The 20,178-nt window shown below is 66.5% G+C and carries 18 protein-coding genes; 8 read left to right on the top strand and 10 right to left on the bottom strand.

The window, feature by feature from the left end; all coding sequences use genetic code 11:
- Positions 1 to 25 precede the first annotated feature (25 nt).
- A complete protein-coding gene (locus G3N98_RS13665; RefSeq protein ID WP_089473036.1) occupies positions 26 to 871 on the top strand; it encodes an NRDE family protein in 846 nt (281 codons plus the stop codon).
- A gap of 20 nt (positions 872 to 891) precedes the next feature.
- Here the strand turns inward: G3N98_RS13665 and G3N98_RS13660 are convergent, their stop codons facing one another.
- The 4 genes from G3N98_RS13660 to G3N98_RS13645 all read right to left on the bottom strand — a co-directional run bounded on the left by G3N98_RS13660 (position 892) and on the right by G3N98_RS13645 (position 3,307).
- Complete coding sequence (locus G3N98_RS13660) at positions 892 to 1,332, bottom strand: GNAT family N-acetyltransferase (RefSeq protein WP_069248160.1); 441 nt, start codon at positions 1,330 to 1,332, stop codon at positions 892 to 894.
- Positions 1,333 to 1,383: 51 nt separating this feature from the next.
- Positions 1,384 to 2,343 carry an alpha/beta hydrolase gene (locus tag G3N98_RS13655; protein ID WP_089495301.1) on the bottom strand — a complete coding sequence of 320 codons (960 nt, stop codon included), beginning with the start codon at positions 2,341 to 2,343 and terminating at the stop codon, positions 1,384 to 1,386.
- A 173-nt stretch (positions 2,344 to 2,516) separates the two neighbouring features.
- Complete coding sequence (locus tag G3N98_RS13650; RefSeq protein ID WP_046545900.1) at positions 2,517 to 2,996, bottom strand: PaaI family thioesterase; 480 nt, start codon at positions 2,994 to 2,996, stop codon at positions 2,517 to 2,519.
- Positions 2,993 to 3,307 carry a Dabb family protein gene (locus G3N98_RS13645; protein WP_206148460.1) on the bottom strand — a complete coding sequence of 105 codons (315 nt, stop codon included), beginning with the start codon at positions 3,305 to 3,307 and terminating at the stop codon, positions 2,993 to 2,995. The genes G3N98_RS13650 and G3N98_RS13645 overlap by 4 nt, the downstream gene beginning before the upstream one ends.
- 515 nt (positions 3,308 to 3,822) lie before the next feature.
- On the opposite strand from G3N98_RS13645, the gene G3N98_RS13640 reads away from it, so the two are divergent.
- Positions 3,823 to 4,746, top strand: coding sequence for a recombination-associated protein RdgC (locus tag G3N98_RS13640; protein WP_206148453.1), 924 nt, complete (start codon positions 3,823 to 3,825; stop codon positions 4,744 to 4,746).
- A gap of 273 nt (positions 4,747 to 5,019) precedes the next feature.
- On the opposite strand, the gene G3N98_RS13635 is transcribed toward G3N98_RS13640, so the two are convergent.
- Positions 5,020 to 5,550 (bottom strand): isochorismatase family protein, encoded by a 531-nt coding sequence (locus G3N98_RS13635; protein WP_089473038.1) that lies wholly within the window; start codon positions 5,548 to 5,550, stop codon positions 5,020 to 5,022.
- Positions 5,551 to 6,342: 792 nt separating this feature from the next.
- Here G3N98_RS13635 and G3N98_RS13630 point away from each other — a divergent pair.
- Positions 6,343 to 8,487, top strand: a complete 2,145-nt coding sequence (locus G3N98_RS13630; RefSeq protein ID WP_089473039.1) for a hypothetical protein — start codon at positions 6,343 to 6,345, stop codon at positions 8,485 to 8,487.
- 162 nt (positions 8,488 to 8,649) lie between these two features.
- Here the strand turns inward: G3N98_RS13630 and G3N98_RS13625 are convergent, their stop codons facing one another.
- From G3N98_RS13625 to G3N98_RS13605, 5 genes are all read right to left on the bottom strand, one after another.
- Entirely contained in the window at positions 8,650 to 10,050 is a 1,401-nt protein-coding gene (locus G3N98_RS13625) for a GGDEF domain-containing protein (protein ID WP_089473040.1), read from the bottom strand.
- A gap of 261 nt (positions 10,051 to 10,311) precedes the next feature.
- The gene (locus tag G3N98_RS13620) at positions 10,312 to 11,490 is read right to left on the bottom strand and encodes an acetyl-CoA C-acyltransferase (protein ID WP_069248202.1); all 1,179 of its coding nucleotides are present in this window, start codon (positions 11,488 to 11,490) and stop codon (positions 10,312 to 10,314) included.
- Positions 11,491 to 11,539: 49 nt separating this feature from the next.
- Positions 11,540 to 12,172 (bottom strand): bifunctional nicotinamidase/pyrazinamidase, encoded by a 633-nt coding sequence (gene pncA / locus G3N98_RS13615; RefSeq protein WP_175912620.1) that lies wholly within the window; start codon positions 12,170 to 12,172, stop codon positions 11,540 to 11,542.
- 40 nt (positions 12,173 to 12,212) lie between these two features.
- Positions 12,213 to 14,297 (bottom strand): 3-hydroxyacyl-CoA dehydrogenase NAD-binding domain-containing protein, encoded by a 2,085-nt coding sequence (locus G3N98_RS13610; protein WP_206148452.1) that lies wholly within the window; start codon positions 14,295 to 14,297, stop codon positions 12,213 to 12,215.
- 203 nt (positions 14,298 to 14,500) lie between these two features.
- The gene (locus G3N98_RS13605; protein WP_069248205.1) at positions 14,501 to 16,144 is read right to left on the bottom strand and encodes a 3-(methylthio)propionyl-CoA ligase; all 1,644 of its coding nucleotides are present in this window, start codon (positions 16,142 to 16,144) and stop codon (positions 14,501 to 14,503) included.
- A gap of 146 nt (positions 16,145 to 16,290) precedes the next feature.
- Between G3N98_RS13605 and G3N98_RS13600 the strand changes: the two genes are divergently transcribed.
- The 5 genes from G3N98_RS13600 (at position 16,291) to G3N98_RS13580 (ending at position 20,102) form a co-directional block, all read left to right on the top strand.
- Complete coding sequence (locus G3N98_RS13600; protein WP_089473042.1) at positions 16,291 to 17,859, top strand: protein adenylyltransferase SelO; 1,569 nt, start codon at positions 16,291 to 16,293, stop codon at positions 17,857 to 17,859.
- A gap of 44 nt (positions 17,860 to 17,903) precedes the next feature.
- Positions 17,904 to 18,335 carry a peptide-methionine (R)-S-oxide reductase MsrB gene (msrB, locus tag G3N98_RS13595; RefSeq protein WP_206148451.1) on the top strand — a complete coding sequence of 144 codons (432 nt, stop codon included), beginning with the start codon at positions 17,904 to 17,906 and terminating at the stop codon, positions 18,333 to 18,335.
- 125 nt (positions 18,336 to 18,460) lie between these two features.
- On the top strand, positions 18,461 to 18,991 hold the full coding sequence (locus G3N98_RS13590) for a septation protein A (protein ID WP_011352350.1): 531 nt from the start codon (positions 18,461 to 18,463) through the stop codon (positions 18,989 to 18,991).
- Position 18,992: 1 nt separating this feature from the next.
- Positions 18,993 to 19,301 carry a BolA family protein gene (locus tag G3N98_RS13585; RefSeq protein WP_021163397.1) on the top strand — a complete coding sequence of 103 codons (309 nt, stop codon included), beginning with the start codon at positions 18,993 to 18,995 and terminating at the stop codon, positions 19,299 to 19,301.
- 18 nt (positions 19,302 to 19,319) lie between these two features.
- Entirely contained in the window at positions 19,320 to 20,102 is a 783-nt protein-coding gene (locus G3N98_RS13580) for a peptidylprolyl isomerase (protein WP_089425616.1), read from the top strand.
- Positions 20,103 to 20,178 lie beyond the last annotated feature (76 nt).

The raw sequence follows: 20,178 nt of genomic DNA, 5'->3' as shown, positions 1-20,178 counted from the left end.
ATGTTTCCTGCGAGAGATTCGCCCGATGTGTCTGATTGCCTTCGACTGGCAGCCCGATGTCGCCGCCGGTCCCGTCTTTACCCTCACCGCCAACCGTGACGAGTTCTTTCGTCGGACCAGCGCGCCGCTCTCGTGGTGGGAAGATGTACCGGGCGTGCTGGCCGGCCGCGATCTCGAAGCGGGCGGCACGTGGCTCGGCGTATCGCGCGACGGCCGTTTCGCCGCGCTGACGAACTACCGCGCACCGTTCGACATCCGCGCGGGTGCTCCGACCCGCGGCAAGCTCGTGTCCGACTTCCTCGGCGGCCCGTCCGTCGCGCCGCTCGACTACCTCGGGCGGCTCGCGGAGCATGCGGCCGTCTACAACGGCTTCAACCTGCTCGTCGGAGACTGGCGACGGCGTGAGCTCGCGTGGTTCTGCAATCGCGCGCCCGAGGGCGAAAGTGCTGTCTCCGCACCCGTCGCGATCGCGCCCGGCGTGCATGCGTTGTCGAACGCGCGACTCGATACGCCCTGGCCGAAAGTGGTGCGCAAGCGCGCGGAGCTCGGCACGCTGCTCACCGACAATCCGACCCCGTCGCTCGACGAACTGATCGCGCTGATGCGCGACCCGCATGTCGCGGACGACGACGCACTGCCGCACACCGGCATTCCGATCGAGCGCGAGCGTGCGCTGTCGGCTGCGTTCATCGAGACACCCGAATACGGTACGCGCGGCACGACCGCGCTGCGCGTCACGATGAAGGAAGGCGTGCGGCTGACGGTCGAGATCAAGGAGCGCTGCGACGACGACGGCTCGCACCGCACCGTTCGCCCGGGCACGTTCGAGCGCGCGTTCACGTTCGACCTCGACGCGACGCCGCCGCGCTGAGCACGCGAGCAGGCGCCGCGCTACGGCGCGCGCGCCATCTCGACGTGCGGCACACCGGCTTCGACGAACGGTTCACCGACCGCCGCGAAGCCGTGCCGCAGGTAGAACGACACGGCCGAATCCTGCGCGTAGAGCCGTACGACGATTTCGCCGCGACGCCGCGCCGCCTCCAGCAACGCGTTCAGCACCGCTGATCCGACGCCCTGCCCGCGCGCATCGGCCAGCACCGCGACGCGGCCGATCGTGCCGGACGGCAGCAGCCGCCCCGTCGCGACCGCGCGGCGCGCGCCGGTCGCCGCATCGACGCGGTACGCCACCGCATGGAGCGACAGCGGATCGTCGTCATCGAGCTCCCATTCCGGCGGTATCTGCTGCTCACGCACGAACACCGCGTCGCGGATCCGCGCGGCGTCGCCGCCCAGAACCGTCCAGTCGCCCGTTTCCACCACGCCGTTCGTCATCGCAGCCCCCATGCGGCGCATGCGCCGCTCAACCACCGCCGTCAAACGTTGTCAAACGTCGTCGAATGCGGCCTTCAACGCCGCGACCGCGTCGGCATGCGCGGCCCGCACCTCGGGCACGTAGCCGCCCATCTTGAAGAATTCGTGGATCATCCCCGGATAGCAGACCAGCGTGACCGCGTTTCCCGCCGCGCGCAACTTCTCCGCATACGCGGCGCCTTCGTCGCTCAACGGATCGTATTCGGCCGTCGCAATCCACGCCGGCGCAACGCCCGCGAACGACGGCGCATCGCGCGTGCCGTCGAGCGGTGCGAAACGCCAGTCGTCGCGGTCCGCCCGATCGCGCACGTATTGCGTGAAGAACCACTGGATCGTGTCCTGTGTCAGCAGGTAGCCGTTCGCGAGCCGTGCGTGCGATTCGGTGTCCTGGAAGCCCGTCACGCCCGGGTAGATCAGCATTTGCAGCGCAAGGCGAATACCTGCGTCGCGTGCGAGCACCGCGCAGACGGTCGCGAGCGTGCCGCCCGCGCTGTCGCCGCCGACGGCCAATCGTTCGGCATCGATGCCGAACGTGGCCGCTTCGCGATGCAGCCATTGCAACGCGTCGTCGGCATCGTTCACCGCCGTCGGAAACCTGTGTTCGGGCGCGAGCCGGTAGCCGACCGACAGCACCGCACATTGCGCATCGTGCGCGAACATCCGGCACAGCGCGTCGTGCGTATCGACGCTGCCGACCGTGAAGCCACCGCCGTGGTAGTAGACGAGCGCGGGAAGCGGCTCCGCGAGGCTCGGCGCGACCGGCAGGTACAGCCTCGCACCGATCGTACGGCCGTCGCGCGTCGGCACGACGCACGCCTCGACCGAATGCATCGGCGCCGGTGCGACGTCGAGGATCGGCGCGCTCTTCTCGTACGCGGCGCGCGCCTGCTGCGGCGTCTGGTGGTGATAGGACGGACGTTTCGCGCGCTCGATCATGTCGAGCACCTGGGCGATCTTCGGATTCAGCGGCATCGGTGAGGACGGCGCCTGCGGGGCACCGTGAACGGACAAGCGTGCATGATGCCATGCGCGCGTCAGGCGGGCGTGATGCGCCGTGTGTTGCGACATTCCGCGGTGGGCGATGCACGCCGCAAAACAAAACGGCCCTGCCTGTGAAAAGGCAGGGCCGCCGTGCGTCCGGGCGCTTACGCGTCGCTCGGGCCGGGCTGGGCGTCCGGCGCCGTGCGCGAACGTTGCCGCTTGATGTCGCGGCCCACCGCGAGCCGCCGCATGTACTTGAACGTGCCGAGCGCCTTCGCGACGAAATTGCCGTCGCTGTCGCGCACTTCGCCTTCGCAGTAGGCCATCGTCGTCGAGCGATGCATCACGCGCCCGTAAGCGCGCAGCTCGCCGCGCCCCGGCTGCATGAAGTTCACCTTCATCTCGACCGTGACGACGCCGATACCGTCGTCGGTCAGGCTGCGTGCGGCCATCGCGAGCGCGATATCTGCGAGCGTCATCGTCACGCCGCCGTGCGCGATGCTCCACGTGTTCATGTGCCGCTCCTCGAGCGGCAGCACAATCTCGCTTGCACCGTCCTTCGCGGACACGAGCTGCACGCCGAGCATGTCGACGAACGGGCTTTCGATCGACGGGCCGTCCGTCGGGGTTGCCGCGTCGCTCATCGTGCGCTGTCGACGATGTAGTCGACGCACTCGCGCAATTCGGCCACCGCGACGACGAATTTCTTCACTTCCTGGTGAACCGGATGCACCTGGTAGGCATCGAGTGCGGCCTTGTCCGCGAAATCGGATACCAGCACGATGTCGGCGGTCGCGTCGAGGCCGGGCGTCGCCACGCCGACATCGATCTGCAGCGTGCCCGGCACGAGGTCGCGGCAGCCTTCGAGCTTTTCCTTCAGCTTCAGCGCGTTCTGTGCGCGCGTCGCGCCTTCGGCCGATTCTTTCAACTTCCACATGACGATATGACGGATCACTTCGGTTGCTCCTGTTCGTTCCGGTTCGGCAATTTGCTTGTCACCCTTGCCAATCGGGCATCTTACGCCCTTCGGCCGCTCGCTTGCGTTCGCCGGAAGTGGCATCCGGCCGAGCAAGATGCGGGTAATAAAGCGGGTATCGTTTCGATCACCCGAAGGCGATACCCGCTTTTTCACCGTGCCACTTGATGCCATCAAGTTCCGACCAGCGAAGGCAGACGACAAGCCTACCAAACTTGCCGACTTCGATGGGCTGGATCTGTTGGTGCATCCGTCCGGCTCCAGGCTCTGGCCGTCCAGGTACAGAATTGTCGGGACGGAGAATCTCCTTGCCATCGGCGAAGGCAAAGCAACTTTTCGAGCAGGGCGTCGCCCCCGTTCCGTGGCGAATTGGGTGAGCGATGTCCACCTACCCGGCACGACATCCATCAACGATCGGACCGTCACCTCGAGCAACCGAATCCGCACCCGAAGCATCACCGTCATATAGAATGGTGCGCTTTGCCCGTACTCCTATGTGGTTCAAGAACCTTCAGCTTCATCGTCTTCCTGCACCTTGGGCCGTTACCCCCGATCAGATGGAAAAATGGCTGGCGCCCCACGCATTTCAGCCGGGCACCAGCGTCGAAATGCAGAGTCATGGATGGGCGTCGCCGCGTGACGACGGCGCACTCGTGTATTCGATCAACCGGCAGATGTTGCTGACGTTTCGTGCCGAGAAGAAGCTGCTTCCGGCGTCGGTCGTCACCCAGGTGACCAAGGCCCGCGCGGTTGAAATCGAGGAGCAGCAGGGCTTCAAGGTCGGGCGAAAACAGATGCGCGAACTCAAGGAGCAGGTGACCGACGAACTGCTCCCGCGCGCGTTCACCATTCAGCGCGATACCCGCGTGTGGATCGATACGGTGAACGGCTGGCTCGTCATCGATGCGGCTTCACAGGCTGTTGCCGACGACGTTCGCGGCCTGCTCGTCAAATCGATCGATCAGTTGCCGCTCGCCGGTGTTCAGGTGGTGCGTTCGCCGGTCGCCGCGATGACGGATTGGCTGTTGTCCGGCGAGGCGCCGGGCGGATTCACCGTGGACCAGGACGCCGAATTGCGCTCGAGCGGCGAAGGCGGCGCCACGGTGCGATATGTCGGCCACGCGCTGGAAGCGAACGACATGCGCCGGCACATCGAGGCCGGCAAGCAATGCATGCGCCTGGCGATGACCTGGGACAACCGGATCTCCTTCGTGCTGACGCCGTCGCTGACGATCAAGCGCGTGACGCCGCTCGACGTGATCAAGGAAGCGGCGGATCCGACCGCGCAGAACGACGATGAACGCTTCGACTCGGATGTCACGCTGATGACCGGTGAACTGGCGCGGATGTTGGCCAGCCTCATCGATATCCTGGGTGGCGAGCAGCGCGACTCGGCGCATCAGGCGGCAGCGGCCTGAACGCTGTCGGCGGCCGAGAAACCTCGCCCTCAACGACGGCGAGGTTTCGAGCCGGCGCGACAGTTCGACGAGAACTGTCGTCGCGCGCTCGGAGGGTCGCGACCAGGCGTTCACGCACGATTCTTCTCCGTGTCGCACGCCGACGCGAGGATTCCGCCCACGACCGCCGGCAGCCAGCCTGCCAAACCTGACGGCGCCAATGCGCCGACATCCCGAGATTCGCGCATCCGGCTCCAGGAAACGCTGTTCCCGTCAGCGCACGAGCGCCGCGACTCACTTGATCAGGCGCAGCACCTCGCGAAAACGCGGATGGCGGCTGGAACCCAGCCATTCGAACCCGATCATCTCGACCGTCGCGATTTGCACCCCCGCCGCCCCGAGCCGGGCGATCCCCGCGTCCCGGTCGATCGTCCTGCGCGACCCCACGGCATCGCTGACCACCGTGACTTTGCGGCCGCTGCGCAACAGCCCGAGCGCTGTTTGCAACACGCACACGTGCGCCTCGCAACCGGCGACGATGACGCTGTTGCGCCCGTCCGGCAAGGCCTCGACCAGGCCCTCCGCGCACGCGTCGAAATGGTCCTTGACGACGGTGTGCGAGCACAGCTCCTTGATCTCCGGTACGTTCCGGCCCAACTGGACGGGGCTCTGCTCGGTACCCATCACCGGCACCCCGAGTATTTGCGCAATACGGGCAAGTCGGACTGCCTGCGTGACGACGGATGACCCTTCGTGAATCACCGGCATCAGCCGCGTCTGAAAATCAACCAATACGACCACTGAATCGTCGGGCACGTGCAGCACGGTGCATTCTCCGGAGTGAAGGCGAGGTCAACCACCATCGGCCATCGATGAAAAGTCGCTCGGTCGCAAGATCGTCAGCCCCGCAAACGACGAATATCGAATCGCATCAATGGCCGACTGCTTCAATTCGGTAAACAGAAGCGGTCTCCAAGACTACCAAACTTGCCAGCGCCATTGACGCGATCACATGGAGTCCGGTTCTCGGGATCACCCACCGGTTCGGTCGCAGGAACGCCGGTTGCTCACCGTATCGCCGAATCCACGCCCGAGACACGGCGACAGGCAAACCGCCACCATTCAATCCCGGTTCGTAATCAATCACCAATACCGACATCGATTGCCAATCGATTCTCATCAAACTCGATAATCAGAACATCTCCATTTCCCAGTGAAACCGCATATTTTACCGACTCAACAAGCAAGAATTGCGACATCATTCCGGAACATTATTCGAAAACCATCAAATCATTATTGACTTCGACTTTATCCGAACTTTAGAATCCCCTACGACAGCTTACGTTTCGTTTTTCACGCCGTGCACGCCCTCATGTCGGCACGGTACCGGAACGCCAACAGAGAAATGTTTCATGCCTGGCCGGGGCAGCGCCTCCTTTTGCTTTCAATTCCGGCATTAACCATCAACCGGTTAATTACCATTCAATTCACCCCAGAAGCACGCCCGGATTAATTCCGAATTTCCCAGGAATTCCGCAATACCGGACGAAGCAGATCGAGCACCCGCTCATTCGATAATTCTCATAAAAATCGCCAGTCAGCAGGAGGGACATCAACATGCATCGCCTTGCGAAGTCGCTGTGTCTCGGATTCATCTGCGCCGGCCTGCTCGCGGCCTGCAATGACGACGACGTCAAATCGAGCACCCCGCCGTCGAACAACGCCGCACTTTCGTTCCGCATGGACACCGGCGGCCAGATCAACGCGTTCTACCGGCAGGACAAGGTCGCCGCACACCTGCTGGTGCGCTCGTCGACGAAGCCGCGTCTGCTCGTGGTCTTCCCCGCCGGCAACAGCGGCACCGGGCTGTGGTTCGACGACACCGCGCAGCCGGTGAACTGGAGCCTCGACACGCCGCCGTCCGCGCTATCGGCACCCGACACGCACGGCCGTCCGCTGTACGGCATCGGCGCCGACGTGTCGGTGGACACCAACACGCTGACGATCCGGCAGGGCGTGCTCAGCAACGTGCGCTTCCTGCGCGACTTCAACGGCGGCGCCACGATTCCGCAGGAGATCCTCGCCGCACCGACGGTTCAGGGCAGCGCCGCGCAATGGCAACGCGACCGGATCGACGGCGCGCCCGGCTATTCACTGCGCATCACGCTGCGCGACGGCGGCAGCATCGCGCCGGCAGCGGGCGGCAAGCTCGTCCTGAGCGCACCGGCGGGCTCGCACACGCTGCGGCTGCATGTCGATGCGCTGTCGGGCGAGACGCCGTTGTCACCGATCACGCACGCCGACCTGCTCGCGCCCTCGGTGAACCCCGACCCGGTGAGCCAGAACGTGCTCGAATTCCTGAGCTTCCACGACAAGCTGCTGGCCGGCTCGTGGCAGTACGACACCTACTTCGGCCGCGACACGCTGATCTCGGTCCGCATGCTGATGCCCGTGCTCGAGCCCGCGGCGATCGAGGCCGGCCTGTCGTCGGTGCTGAGCCGGCTGTCGACCGACGGCAAGGTCGCGCACGAGGAAGGGATCGGCGAATTCGCCCTCGTCGACAACCAGAAGAACGGGCGGCCGAACGATCCGACGCCGACCTACGACTACAAGATGATCGACAGCGACTACCTGCTCGCGCCGATCGCGGCCGCGTGGCTGATCGACGATACGCGCGGCCAGGCCCGCGCGGCCGCCTATCTCGCGCAGCGCGGCAGCGACGGGCAGACCCTGGGCAGCCGCCTGGTCGTCAACCTGCTGCACGTCGCGACGACCGCGCAGCCGTTCGCGCAACAGCCGACGGTCGCGAACCTGATCCACCTGCGGCCCGGCGAAATCGTCGGCAACTGGCGCGACAGCACCGACGGGCTCGGCGGCGGCGTCTATCCGTATGACGTCAACGCGGTGCTCGTGCCGGCCGCGTTGCGTGCGGCGAACGCATTCCTCGCGCGCGGCCTGCTCGATCCGTATCTGAATGCCGGGCAGCGCGCGACGCTCGCCAACACGGCGAACCAGGCGGCCACATGGGAAACGCAGGCGCCGCCGCTGTTCCAGGTCAGCGTGCCGGCTGCACAGGCAGCCACCGACGTGTCGGCCTATGCGCCGTCCGCGGGCGTGCCGGCCGGCGCCGCACCGGGCACGCCGCTGGCGTTCTACGCGCTGTCGCTCGATCAGCAGGGCAACCCGATTCCGGTGATGAATTCGGACGGCGGCTTCGCGCTGCTGTTCGGCACGCCGCCGGACGACGAGCTTCAGCGGATCGTCACCGACGTCACGCGGCCGTTTCCGACCGGGCTCGTGACCGATGCCGGCATGCTGATCGCGAACCCGGCCTATGCGAATCAGGCGCTGTGGCCGAAATTCACGAGCTCCGCGTATCACGGGACGGTGATCTGGTCGTGGCAGCAGGCGATGTGGGTGGCCGGGCTCGATCGCCAGCTCGCGCGCCAGGACCTGTCGGCCGCGACGCGCACGCTGCTCACGCAGGCACGGCAGACGATCTGGCAGGTGATCTCGAACGGGCGCGACATGCGCACGTCGGAGATGTGGACGTGGTCCTACGTGAACGGCAAGTACCAGACCGATGCATTCGGCACGCGCAGCGCGGACGCCACCGAGGCGAACGCGGCACAGCTCTGGAGTACGACGTATCTCGCGATCCGCGATCCGCAGCAGCGCGCGGGCAAGTACTGGTGGCAGGCGTCGCAGCGGATGCAGGATGCGCAGCCGAAGCAGAACGCGGCGGCGCTGGCAGCGCGGTAGCGCGTCGCCGGTCGCGTGCCGACCGGGCATGCAAAAGCCCCGGGGCGTGACCGCCTCCGGGGCTTCGTCAAAGATCGAGGCGTTGGACACAGTCGTTGTACGCCCGGGTGGCCGAATGTTCCGCGTCCGTTCACCCGCGCCCGTGTGCCGCGCGAACCCGTATCACCGCGCGACGACCCGGTTCCGCCCTTCCCGCTTCGCCTGGTACAACCGTTCGTCGACCACGCGCAGCAACGCATCGACCGTGCTGCCGTCGGCCCCGTATTGCGCGACACCGACACTGACCGTCACCTGCACGCGCTTGAAATCGAGCCCGAACGGCGAACTCGCGATCGACGAGCGCACGCGTTCGGCCGTCATCCGCGCGCCTTCGAGCGGCATGTCCGGCAGCAGCGCCATGAACTCCTCGCCGCCGACCCGCGCGAGCCCGCCGGCCGGCCGGATCGCATCGAGGCACTGGCGCACCACGCCGCGCAGCACCTCGTCGCCGATCTGATGCCCGTACGCATCGTTGATGTTCTTGAAATTGTCGAGATCGAGCGCGAGCAGGCAGAACGGCGTGCCGTCGCGCTCGGCCCGCACCATCTCGCGCTCGACCTGCGCGATGAACTGCCGGCGGTTCGACGCGCCCGTCATCGGATCGGTCGCGGCCATGTATTCGAGCTTCTGGTTCGTGCGCCGCAGCTCCTGCAGCGCACTCTCGGTGCGCGCCATCGATTCCGACAGCCGGCTCATCAGGTCTTCCTGGCTGTAGATCGCCGAGAACGACCGCGTCGTCTGCAGCGCCTGCACGACACCGTAGCTGAGCAGGAAGAAGCCGCCGGCAAAAATCGCATGCGCGAGCCACCACATGTGATTCCACGGCTTGCCGAGAATGAACGCGAGCGACGACAGCGCGAACGCCATGATCGACACGCCGTAAATCACCATCAGCGGCGAGCGGATCCGCCGCGCGAGCAGCACGGCGACGTTCAGCAGCGAGAACAGGAGCGCGCCGCCTTCCATCGACAGCCGCGTGCCCGGCGCGCCCGCAACCGGCGAATACGCGATGTACGCCACGACCACGTTGACGATCACGAAGAACACGATCCACGGCAGCCACGTGCGCACGCTCGTGCGCTTCTCGAGGCGATCGGGCGGACGCGAATACGACAGCAGGCCCGTGAGCAGCAGGATCGACATCACGAGCCGCGACGCGGGCCCGTACAGCAGGAACAGCCAGATGTTGTGATGCGCCATCCCGGTGAATCCACCGTGCAGCGCATAGATCATCGCGAAGCCGAGAAAGCCAAGTGTCAGCCAGCGCAGCAGCGGCTCGCCGGACGACCGGTAGCAGACCCACGTCACGTAGGTGACGAACGCGCCTTCGAGGGTCGCGGCGGCGATCGCGATTTCATGGAACGCGTGGTTCTCGAACACGACGTGCGGATCGCTGAAGAACCACAGATAGGCGATCAGATAGGCGGGCAGCAACGCGAATCCGACCAGCAGGCATTTCGCGTAGAGCCTTGCGGCCGCGCTGACGACGCGCGGCGGTTCCCCGGCTGCATAGGTCGTACTCATTCGGTCCCCGGTCGGTCTGCTGCGTTGGTTCGAACCTTCGCGGCACGGATCGCACGACGCACGATCCGGCCCATCGTGCCGAAAGGCAAATGTCAGAGCAAGTATAGGTGGGGCAATTCGTTTGACAAGTAAGGGGAAACGGCATTGCCGGGCGCATGCCTTTTGCTTCCCGATTGTTTCGAATGGCGGATCAGTCGCGCCGATTCGCGTCGCGGCCGCCGGTCTCGCCGAAGCGAAACCGCGGCCGCTCCGTGCCAAAGATCAGAGGATTTCGAACAGGCCGGCCGCGCCCTGCCCACCGCCGATGCACATCGTGACGACCGCGTACTTCACGCCGCGCCGCTTGCCTTCGATCAGCGCATGGCCGGTCAGGCGTGCGCCTGACACACCGTACGGATGGCCGACCGCGATCGCGCCGCCGTTCACGTTCAGACGATCCTCGGGAATCCCGAGCGTGTCGCGGCAGTACAGCACCTGCACCGCGAACGCTTCGTTCAGCTCCCACAGGCCGATATCGTCGACCTTCAGCCCTGCCTGCTTCAGCAGCTTGGGCACCGCGAACACGGGGCCGATGCCCATCTCGTCCGGCTCGCAACCGGCCACCGCGAAACCGCGGAACACGCCGAGCGGCTGCAGCCCTTCGCGCTGCGCGGCGTCGGCGCTCATCACGACGCAGGCCGACGCGCCGTCCGAGAACTGGCTCGCGTTGCCCGCGGTGATCACGCCACCCGGCACGGCCGACCGGATCTTCGATACGCCTTCGAGCGTCGTGTCGGGGCGAATCCCTTCGTCGGCCGAGACCGTCACTTCCTTCGTGAACAGGCGACCCGTCGCCTTGTCGGCCACGCCCGCGAGCACGGTGATCGGCACGATCTCGTCACGGAAACGCCCGGCTTCCTGTGCGGCCGCCGCGCGCAGTTGCGACTGCACGCCGTACTCGTCCTGCCGCTCCTTCGAGATGCCGTAGCGCTTCGCGACGTTCTCGGCCGTCTGCAGCATGTTCCAGTAGATCTCGGGCTTGTGCTGGACGAGCCAGCCTTCCTGGATCATGTGGTGGTTCATCTCGTTCTGCACGCACGAGATCGATTCGACGCCGCCCGCGACATACACTTCGCCTTCGCCCGCGATGATCCGCTGCGCGGCCAGCGCGATGGTCTGCAGCCCGGACGAGCAGAAACGGTTCACCGTCATCCCCGGCACCGTCACGGGCAGCCCCGCGCGCAGTGCGATCTGCCGCGCGATGTTCGCGCCGGTCGCGCCTTCGGGGTTCGCGCACCCCATGATCACGTCCTCGACGCGCGCGGGGTCGAGCTTCGCGCGCTCAACAGCGGCCGCGACCGCGTGGCCGCCGAGCGTCGCGCCGTGCGTCATGTTGAACGCACCGCGCCAGGATTTCGCCAGCGGCGTGCGGGCGGTCGATACGATTACGGCTTCGGTCATGCGAGTCTCCTTCGGTCCTGCTCATGTCCTGAATCGGATAGGGAATGCGCTACGCCGCCGGGCGCGCGCCCGCGGACGTCACATGCGCGACGCCCGCTGCCTGCATCTGCTGCCATGCGTGGGCGAGCGACCCGTTCAGGTCGATCGCGCGGCACGCATCGTTGATCACCGCTGCTTCGAAACCGGCCGCGCGCGCATCGAGCGCCGACCACGCGACGCAATAGTCGGTCGCGAGCCCGCAGCACCACACGCGCTTCGCGCCGAGCTCGCGCAGATAGCCCGCGAGCCCGGTGCGCGTCGTGCGGTCGGCTTCGACGAACGCGGAATAGCTGTCGACCTGCGCGTCGCCGCCCTTGCGGATCACGAGCCGCGCGTGCGGGACGTCGAGATCGCGATGCAGCGCCGCGCCGTCGGTGTCCTGCACGCAGTGCACGGGCCACAGCACCTGCTCGCCGTACGGCAGCGCGAGCGTGGAGAACGGTTCGCGGCCCGGGTGATTCGCCGCGAACGACACGTGCTCGCGCGGGTGCCAGTCCTGCGTCAGCACGACCTGGTCGAAGCGTTGCGCGAGTGCGTTGATCACCGGCACGACCGCGTCGCCGTCCGGCACCGCGAGCGCGCCGCCCGGCATGAAGTCGTATTGCACGTCGATCACGAGCAGTACGTCGTCGGTGCGTTTCATTGCATTTCTCCGGGTGTGCGTCGCGCCGCGATCCGGCGCGTCAGCCGTTGAACCCGCGGCCGGCCTTCGCGAGTTCCGCGATCGACGGCGCGAGCTGCCATGCGTCGCCGTTCGGTGCCGCCGCATAGCGGCGAATCGCGCGCTCGACGTTGTAGAGGCCGACCACGTCCGCGTACAGCATCGGGCCGCCGCGCCACAGCGGGAAGCCATAGCCGGTCAGGTAGACCATGTCGATGTCGGACGCCTTCGACGCGATCTTCTCCTCGAGGATCTTCGCGCCTTCGTTGACGAGCGCGAATACGAGCCGTTCGACGATCTCGTCGTCGCCGATCTTGCGACGCTCGACACCGCGCTCCTTCGAATACGCGACGACCATCTCGTCGACGAGCGACGACGGCTTCGCCTTGCGATCGCCCGGCACATAGTCGTACCAGCCCGCGCCCGTCTTCTGGCCGAAGCGGCCCTGCTCGCACAGGCGGTCGGCGATCTTCGAGTAATGGAGATCGGGCTGCTCGACGTAGCGGCGCTTGCGGATCGCCCAGCCGATGTCGTTGCCGGCGAGGTCGCTCATCCGGAACGGGCCCATCGCGAATCCGAATTTCTCGATAGCACGATCGACCTGCGCGGGCAGCGCGCCTTCCTCGAGCATGAAGAGCGCCTGGCGGATGTACTGCTCGATCATCCGGTTGCCGATAAAGCCGTCGCACACGCCCGACACGACCGCCGTCTTGCGGATCTTCTTCGCGACGGCCATCACCGTGGCGAGCACGTCCTTCGCGGTCTGCGCGCCGCGCACGACCTCGAGCAGTTTCATCACGTTCGCCGGGCTGAAGAAGTGCATGCCGACGACGTCCTGCGGACGCTTCGTGAACGCCGCGATCTTGTCGACGTCGAGCGTCGACGTGTTCGACGCGAGGATCGCGCCCGCCTTCGCGACTTCGTCGAGCTTCTTGAACACCTGCTCCTTCACGCCGAGTTCCTCGAACACGGCCTCGACGATCAGGTCGGCGTCCTTCAGGTCGTCATAGGACAGCGTCGGCGTGATCAGCTCCATGCGCGCGTCGAGCTTCTCCTGCGAGAGCTTGCCCTTCTTCACCTGCGCGTCGTAGTTCTTGCGGATCGTCGCGACGCCGCGCTCGAGCGCATCCTGTTTCGTCTCGAGCAGCGTGACGGGCAGCCCCGCGTTGACGAAGTTCATCGCGATCCCGCCGCCCATCGTGCCCGCGCCGATCACGCCGACGCGGCGGATCTCGCGCAGCGGCGTATCGGCCGGCACGTCGGGAATCTTGCTCGCGGCACGCTCGCCGAAGAACGCGTGCCGCAGCGCGCGGCTTTCCGGCGTCATCATCAGCGCGACGAAACCCTCGCGCTCGGCAACGCTGCCCTTGTCGAAGCCGTGCAGCACGCCGGCCTCGATCGCGTCGATGCACTTGTGCGGTGCCGGGAAATTCGGTGCGGCGGCCTTCGCGGAATTGCGCGCGAACTGGATGAAACCCGCGGCGTTCTCATGGACGATCTTGCGATCGCGCACGCGCGGATGCGGCCCCTTCTGCGCGCCGACCTTGCGGGCGAACGCGACGGCCGCGTCGAGCAGGTCGCCGTCGGCCATTTCATCGAACAGCCCGCTCTTCGCCAGTTGCTCCGACAGCACGGGCGCGCCCGACACGATCATGTTCAGCGCGGTTTCGAGCCCCACCGCACGCGGCAGGCGCTGCGTGCCGCCCGCGCCCGGCAGCAGGCCGAGCTTGACTTCAGGCAACGCGACCTGCGTGCCAGGCGCGGCAATGCGGTAGTGCGCGCCGAGCGCGAGCTCGAGGCCGCCGCCCATCACGACGCTGTGCAGCGCCGCGACGACGGGCTTCGCGCTCGTCTCCACCGCGCGGATCACGGTGTGCAGCGTCGGATCCTGCAACGCCTTCGGCGTATTGAATTCGGTGATGTCGGCGCCGCCCGAGAATGCGCGTCCCGCGCCGGTCAGCACGATGGCCGTGACCGACGGGTCCTGCGCGGCGCGATCGAGCGCGTCCATGACGCCCTGACGGGTCGACAGGCCGAGCCCGTTGACGGGCGGATTGTTGAGCGTAAGGACGGCCACGCCGTCACGAGTCGAGTAATCCACTGCCATCTCTGCCTGCCTCCATGCATCGCGCGCCGGGGTGGCTGCGCTTCATTGTGCGCGGTCGAACAGCCGCATGTCCTGATGAACGGAGTCAGCATACAACGAAAAAGCACGGTCGTTCAATTTGAATTTTGTTGCCGATGCCGGTCGCCCGATCCGGGGACGGATCGGGCGACCGCGTCACGCGCCGCGTCCGGCCCGGGCCGGCGTTACGGCTCGCAGACCGCCGTCGGCAACACGTAGTCGCGGAACGTCTCGCGCAGCTTCAGCTTCTGCAGCTTGCCGGTCGCGGTGTGCGGCAGCGATTCGACGAACACGACGTCGTCGGGAATCCACCATTTCGCGACCTTGCCTTCGTAGAACGCGAGCAGCGCGTCGCGGCTCAGGTTCGCCCCTTCGCGCGGCACCACGACGAGCAGCGGGCGCTCGGTCCATTTCGGGTGCGCACAGGCGATGCAGGCGGCCTCGGCCACGCCCGGGTGCGCGATCGCGACGTTCTCGATGTCGATCGAGCTGATCCACTCGCCACCCGACTTGATCACGTCCTTGCTGCGATCGGTGATCTGCAGGAAGCCGTCGGGGTCGATCGTCGCGACGTCGCCGGTCGGGAACCAGCCGTCCGACAGCGGCGACGATTCGCCGCGAAAGTAGTGATCGATCACCCACGGGCCGCGCACCTGCAGTTCGCCGAACGCGACGCCGTCCCACGGCAGTTCGTGGCCGTCCTCGCCGACGATGCGCATGTCGACGCCGCAGATCACGCGCCCCTGCTTCTCGAGCAGCTTGCGCTGCGCGTCGAGCGGCCGCTGCGACTGCGCCCAGTTGAGCTTCGCGAGCGTGCCGAGCGGCGACAGTTCGGTCATCCCCCATGCGTGGATCACGCGCACGCCGTATTCGTCCTCGAAGGTGCGCAGCATCGCGGGCGGGCACGCGGAGCCGCCGATCACCGTGCGGTTCAGCGTCGAGAAGCGCACGCCGGCCTCGCGCATGTAGTTGAGCAGGCCGAGCCACACGGTCGGCACGCCCGCGGAAAACGTCACGCGCTCGGCCTCCATCAGCTGGTACAGCGATTTCCCGTCGAGATCCTTGCCGGGCAGCACCAGCTTGCCGCCCGTGAGCGGCACCGCGTACGGCAGCCCCCATGCGTTGACGTGGAACATCGGCACGACTGGCAGCACGGCGTCCATCGCGGACAGGTTCATCGCGTCGGGCAGCGCGGCGCCGTACGCATGCAGCACGGTCGAGCGGTGCGAATACAGCACGCCCTTCGGGTTGCCGGTCGTGCCCGACGTGTAGCACAGCCCCGACGCCTGCTGCTCGTCGAGGCGCGGCCAGTCGTAGCGGCCGTCCTCCGCTTCGACGAGCGTTTCGTAGCAGAGGAACGGCGTCGTGCCGGACGGCAGGTGCGCGGCGTCCGTCATCGCGACCCAGCCCTTCACGTGCGGGCATTGCGGCGCGATGGCCTCGACGAGCGGCGCGAAATTGATGTCGAAGAAGACGTAGCGGTCTTCCGCGTGATTGACGATGTACGCGATCTGCTCGGGAAAGAGGCGCGGGTTGATCGTGTGGCACACGGCACCCATGCCGCCGATCCCGTAATAGGCTTCCAGATGCCGGTAGCCGTTCCACGCCAGCGTACCGACGCGATCGCCGGTTTCGACGCCGAGCCGCGCGAGCGCCTGCGCCAGCTGCTTCGCGCGGCGTTCGCAGTCGCGGTACGTGTAGCGATGCAGATCGCCTTCCACGCGCTTCGACACGATCTCCGTGTCGCCGGCGTGCCGCGCGGCGTGAGAAATCAGCGAGGACACCAGCAACGGCATGTCCATCATCTGGCCCAGCAACGGCTTACCCATCGTCTCGTTCTCCGTGAGGATGCGAATCGGTGCCTCTGCGGCGCGCCCGTCAGCGGCCCCGGACGGGCGTGGCGCACGGTACGCGGGCCACCATGCGGGCGGCGCGGCGCCGCCTTACAATATCGGCTTACCCAGAGGCGCTCAACATGTCGTTTTCCCGAAGCGCAGCCGATCCGGCTGACACCCTCCCCGACCTCGCCGCCACGCTCGGCGAGCCCGCCACTGGCGCGTTCGTCACGCTCGGCGACGCGTTTCATACGCGGCTGCCGGCCGCGCCGCTTGCCGCGCCGTATGTCGTCGGCTTTTCCGACGAAGTCGCGCAACTGCTCGACCTGCCGCCGTCGATCGCCGCGCAGCCCGGCTTCGCCGAGCTGTTCGCCGGCAACCCGACACGCGACTGGCCCGCGCACGCGATGCCGTATGCAGCGGTATATTCCGGCCACCAGTTCGGCGTGTGGGCCGGCCAGCTCGGCGACGGCCGCGCGCTGACGATCGGCGAGCGCACCGGCACGGACGGCCGCCGCTACGAGCTGCAGCTGAAAGGCAGCGGCCGCACGCCGTACTCGCGAATGGGTGACGGCCGCGCGGTGCTGCGCTCGTCGATCCGCGAATTCCTGTGCTCGGAAGCGATGCATCACCTCGGCATCCCGACCACGCGCGCACTGACGGTGATCGGTTCCGACCAGCCGGTGGTGCGCGAGGAGATCGAGACGTCGGCCGTCGTCACGCGCGTGTCGGAGAGCTTCGTGCGCTTCGGCCACTTCGAGCACTTCTTCTCGAACGATCGCCCCGACCTGCTGCGCCAGCTCGCCGATCACGTGATCGACCGCTTCTATCCGGATTGCCGCCACGTCGACGATCCGTACCTCGCGCTGCTCGAAGCCGCGACGCTGCGCACGGCCGACCTCGTCGCGCAGTGGCAGGCCGTCGGGTTCTGCCACGGCGTGATGAACACCGACAACATGTCGATCCTCGGCGTGACGATCGACTACGGCCCGTTCGGCTTCGTCGACGCGTTCGACGCGAACCACATCTGCAACCACTCGGATACGAGCGGCCGCTATGCATACCGGATGCAGCCGCGCATCGCGCACTGGAACTGCTATTGCCTCGCGCAGGCGCTGCTGCCGCTGATCGGCCTGCAGCACGGCATCGCCGACGACGATGCGCGCGCCGAGCGTGCGGTGGAGGACGCGCAGGCCGTGCTCGCGACGTTCCCGGACCGTTTCGGCCCCGCGCTCGAACGCGCGATGCGCGCGAAGCTCGGCCTGGCGCTCGAACGCGAGAACGATGCCGAGCTCGCCAACAAGCTGCTCGAGACGATGCATGCGAGCCACGCGGATTTCACGCTGACGTTCCGCCGGCTCGCGCAGGTCTCGAAGCACGACGCGAGCCGCGACGCGCCCGTGCGCGACCTGTTCATCGACCGCGACGCGTTCGATGCGTGGGCGAACCTCTACCGCGCGCGGCTGTCCGAGGAAACACGCGACGACGCGGCACGTGCCGCCGCGATGAACCGCGTGAACCCGAAATACGTGTTGCGCAACCATCTGGCCGAAGTCGCGATCCGGCGCGCGAAGGAGAAGGATTTTTCGGAGGTCGAGCGGCTCGCGCAGATCCTGCGCCGCCCGTTCGACGAACAACCGGAGCATGAAGCGTACGCGGCGTTGCCGCCCGACTGGGCCGGGTCGCTCGAAGTGAGCTGCTCGTCCTGAGCCCCGACCCGCGCGTATCGACCGACCGATCAGGAGAACCCCACATGTCCCACGATTCCGACGACAAGACCTTCCCGTACGAGAAGGACGACGCCGAGCTGCGCCGCCGGCTCACGCCGATGCAGTACGAAGTCACGCAGCATGCGGCCACCGAGCGCGCCTTCACCGGCGAATACACCGACACCGAAGACGACGGCATCTACAAATGCGTCGTCTGCAGCACGCCGCTGTTCGACTCCGGCGCCAAGTTCCACTCGGGCTGCGGCTGGCCCAGCTACTTCAAGCCGCTCAACGGCGAGGTGATCGACGAAAAGGTCGACTACTCGCACGGGATGGTGCGCGTCGAGGTGCGCTGCAACCACTGCGGCGCACACCTCGGCCACGTCTTCGAGGACGGCCCGCGCGACAAGACCGGTTTGCGGTACTGCATCAATTCGGCTGCGTTAAACTTCGAGTCCCGACCCGAAAACGAATGAGCGGCGCCGGGCGGATCCGCGGGGCGCCCCTCGCGCCGCCGCCCCGATCCGCTCCGGCGGTGCCTGGCGGGTCCCTACAACGGTGAAAGGCCGCGCAAGCGGCCTTTCACGCAGCTGCGAGCGCCATGAAATTCCTGTTCGATCTGTTTCCGATCATCCTGTTTTTTGCCGCCTTCAAGGTCTGGGGCATCTTTACCGCCACCGCCGTCGCGATCGTCGCGACGCTGGCCCAGGTCGCCTGGGTTGCCTTCCGGCACCGGAAGGTCGACACGATGCTGTGGGTCAGCCTCGGCGTGATCGTCGTTTTCGGTGGCGCCACCCTCGTCCTGCATGACGAGAAATTCATTCAATGGAAACCGACTGTGCTGTACTGGCTGTTTGCGATCGGGCTGCTCGCCGCGCGCTATGCGTTCGGCAACAACCTGATCGAGAAGATGATGGGCAAGCAGCTCACGCTGCCGCACCCCGTGTGGGACAAGCTGAACGTCGCCTGGGCGCTGTTCTTCGCGGTGCTCGGTGTCGCGAACCTGTACGTGGTGCACAACTTCACCGAATCGCAATGGGTGAACTTCAAGCTGTTCGGCACGACGGGCGCGATGGTCGTATTCATCATCCTGCAGAGCCTGTGGCTCACGAAATACCTGAAGGACGAGTGACATGACGGACGCCTTTCTCCACGCGTCGCCCGACGAGCGCATCGCGCTGATCGAAGCGCGCCTCACCGCGGCGCTCGCCCCGCTGTCGCTCACCGTGCGCGACGACAGCGCACAGCACGCGGGCCACGCCGGCGCGTCCGCCGGCGGCCATTTCACGGTCACGATCGTGTCGGCCGCCTTCGCGGGCAAGCCGCGCGTCGCGCGGCACCGGCTGGTGTATGATGCGCTCGCTGATGCGATGCAGCGCGGCATTCACGCGCTCGCGATCGTGGCTTACACGCCCGAAGAATTCAACGAATCTTCAATCTAGTCTCATTAGGAATTCCCGATGATCCTGAAATCCCCCCGCCTGTGGGTCGCGGCGGCTGCTTTTGCAGCGGCACCGGCATTTGCCCAGAACATCGCCGTCGTCAACGGCACGCCGATTCCGAAGTCGCGCGCCGACGCGATGGTGGCTCAGCTCGTCCAGCAAGGCCAGACCGACAGCCCGCAACTGCAGCAGGCCGTGCGCCAGGAACTCGTGAACCGCGAAATCCTGATGCAGGAAGCGATCCGTGAAGGCATCCCGAACCGTCCGGACGTGAAGGCGCAGGTCGCCGTCGCGCAGCAGACCGTCGTGCTGCGTTCGATGATCGAGAGCTTCCTGAAGAAGAACCAGCCGACCGACGCCGAAGTGAAGGCGCGCTACGACGACCTCGTCAAGGGCGCCGGCGGCAATCGCGAATACCACCTGCACCACATCCTCGTCAGCGACGAGCAGCAGGCGAAGGACCTGATCGCGAAGATCAAGGCCGGCGCGAAATTCGAGGATCTCGCGAAGCAATACTCGAAGGATCCGGGTTCGGGCAAGAACGGCGGCGATCTCGACTGGTCCGACCCGAAGGCGTACGTGCCGGAATTCGCGGCGGCCGCGCAGAAGCTGCAGAAAGGCCAGATGACCGACACGCCGGTGAAGACGCAGTTCGGCTGGCACATCATCCGCGTCGACGACATCCGCGACATCGCCCCGCCGCCGCTCGAGCAGGTGAAGCAGCAGATCGCGCAGCAGCTCGTGCAGCAGAAGCTGCAGGCGTTCGAGGAAGGTCTGCGCCAGCAGGCAACGGTCAAGTAACGCCGGCACGCGCCACACGCGCATCGAAAAGCCGCTCTTCGGAGCGGTTTTTTATTGCCCGCGCACACTGCCTGCG

This window comes from Burkholderia sp. Tr-20390 (assembly GCF_017104595.1).
GTDB lineage: Bacteria > Pseudomonadota > Gammaproteobacteria > Burkholderiales > Burkholderiaceae > Burkholderia.
This window is presented reverse-complemented; position numbering and strand designations above follow the sequence as displayed.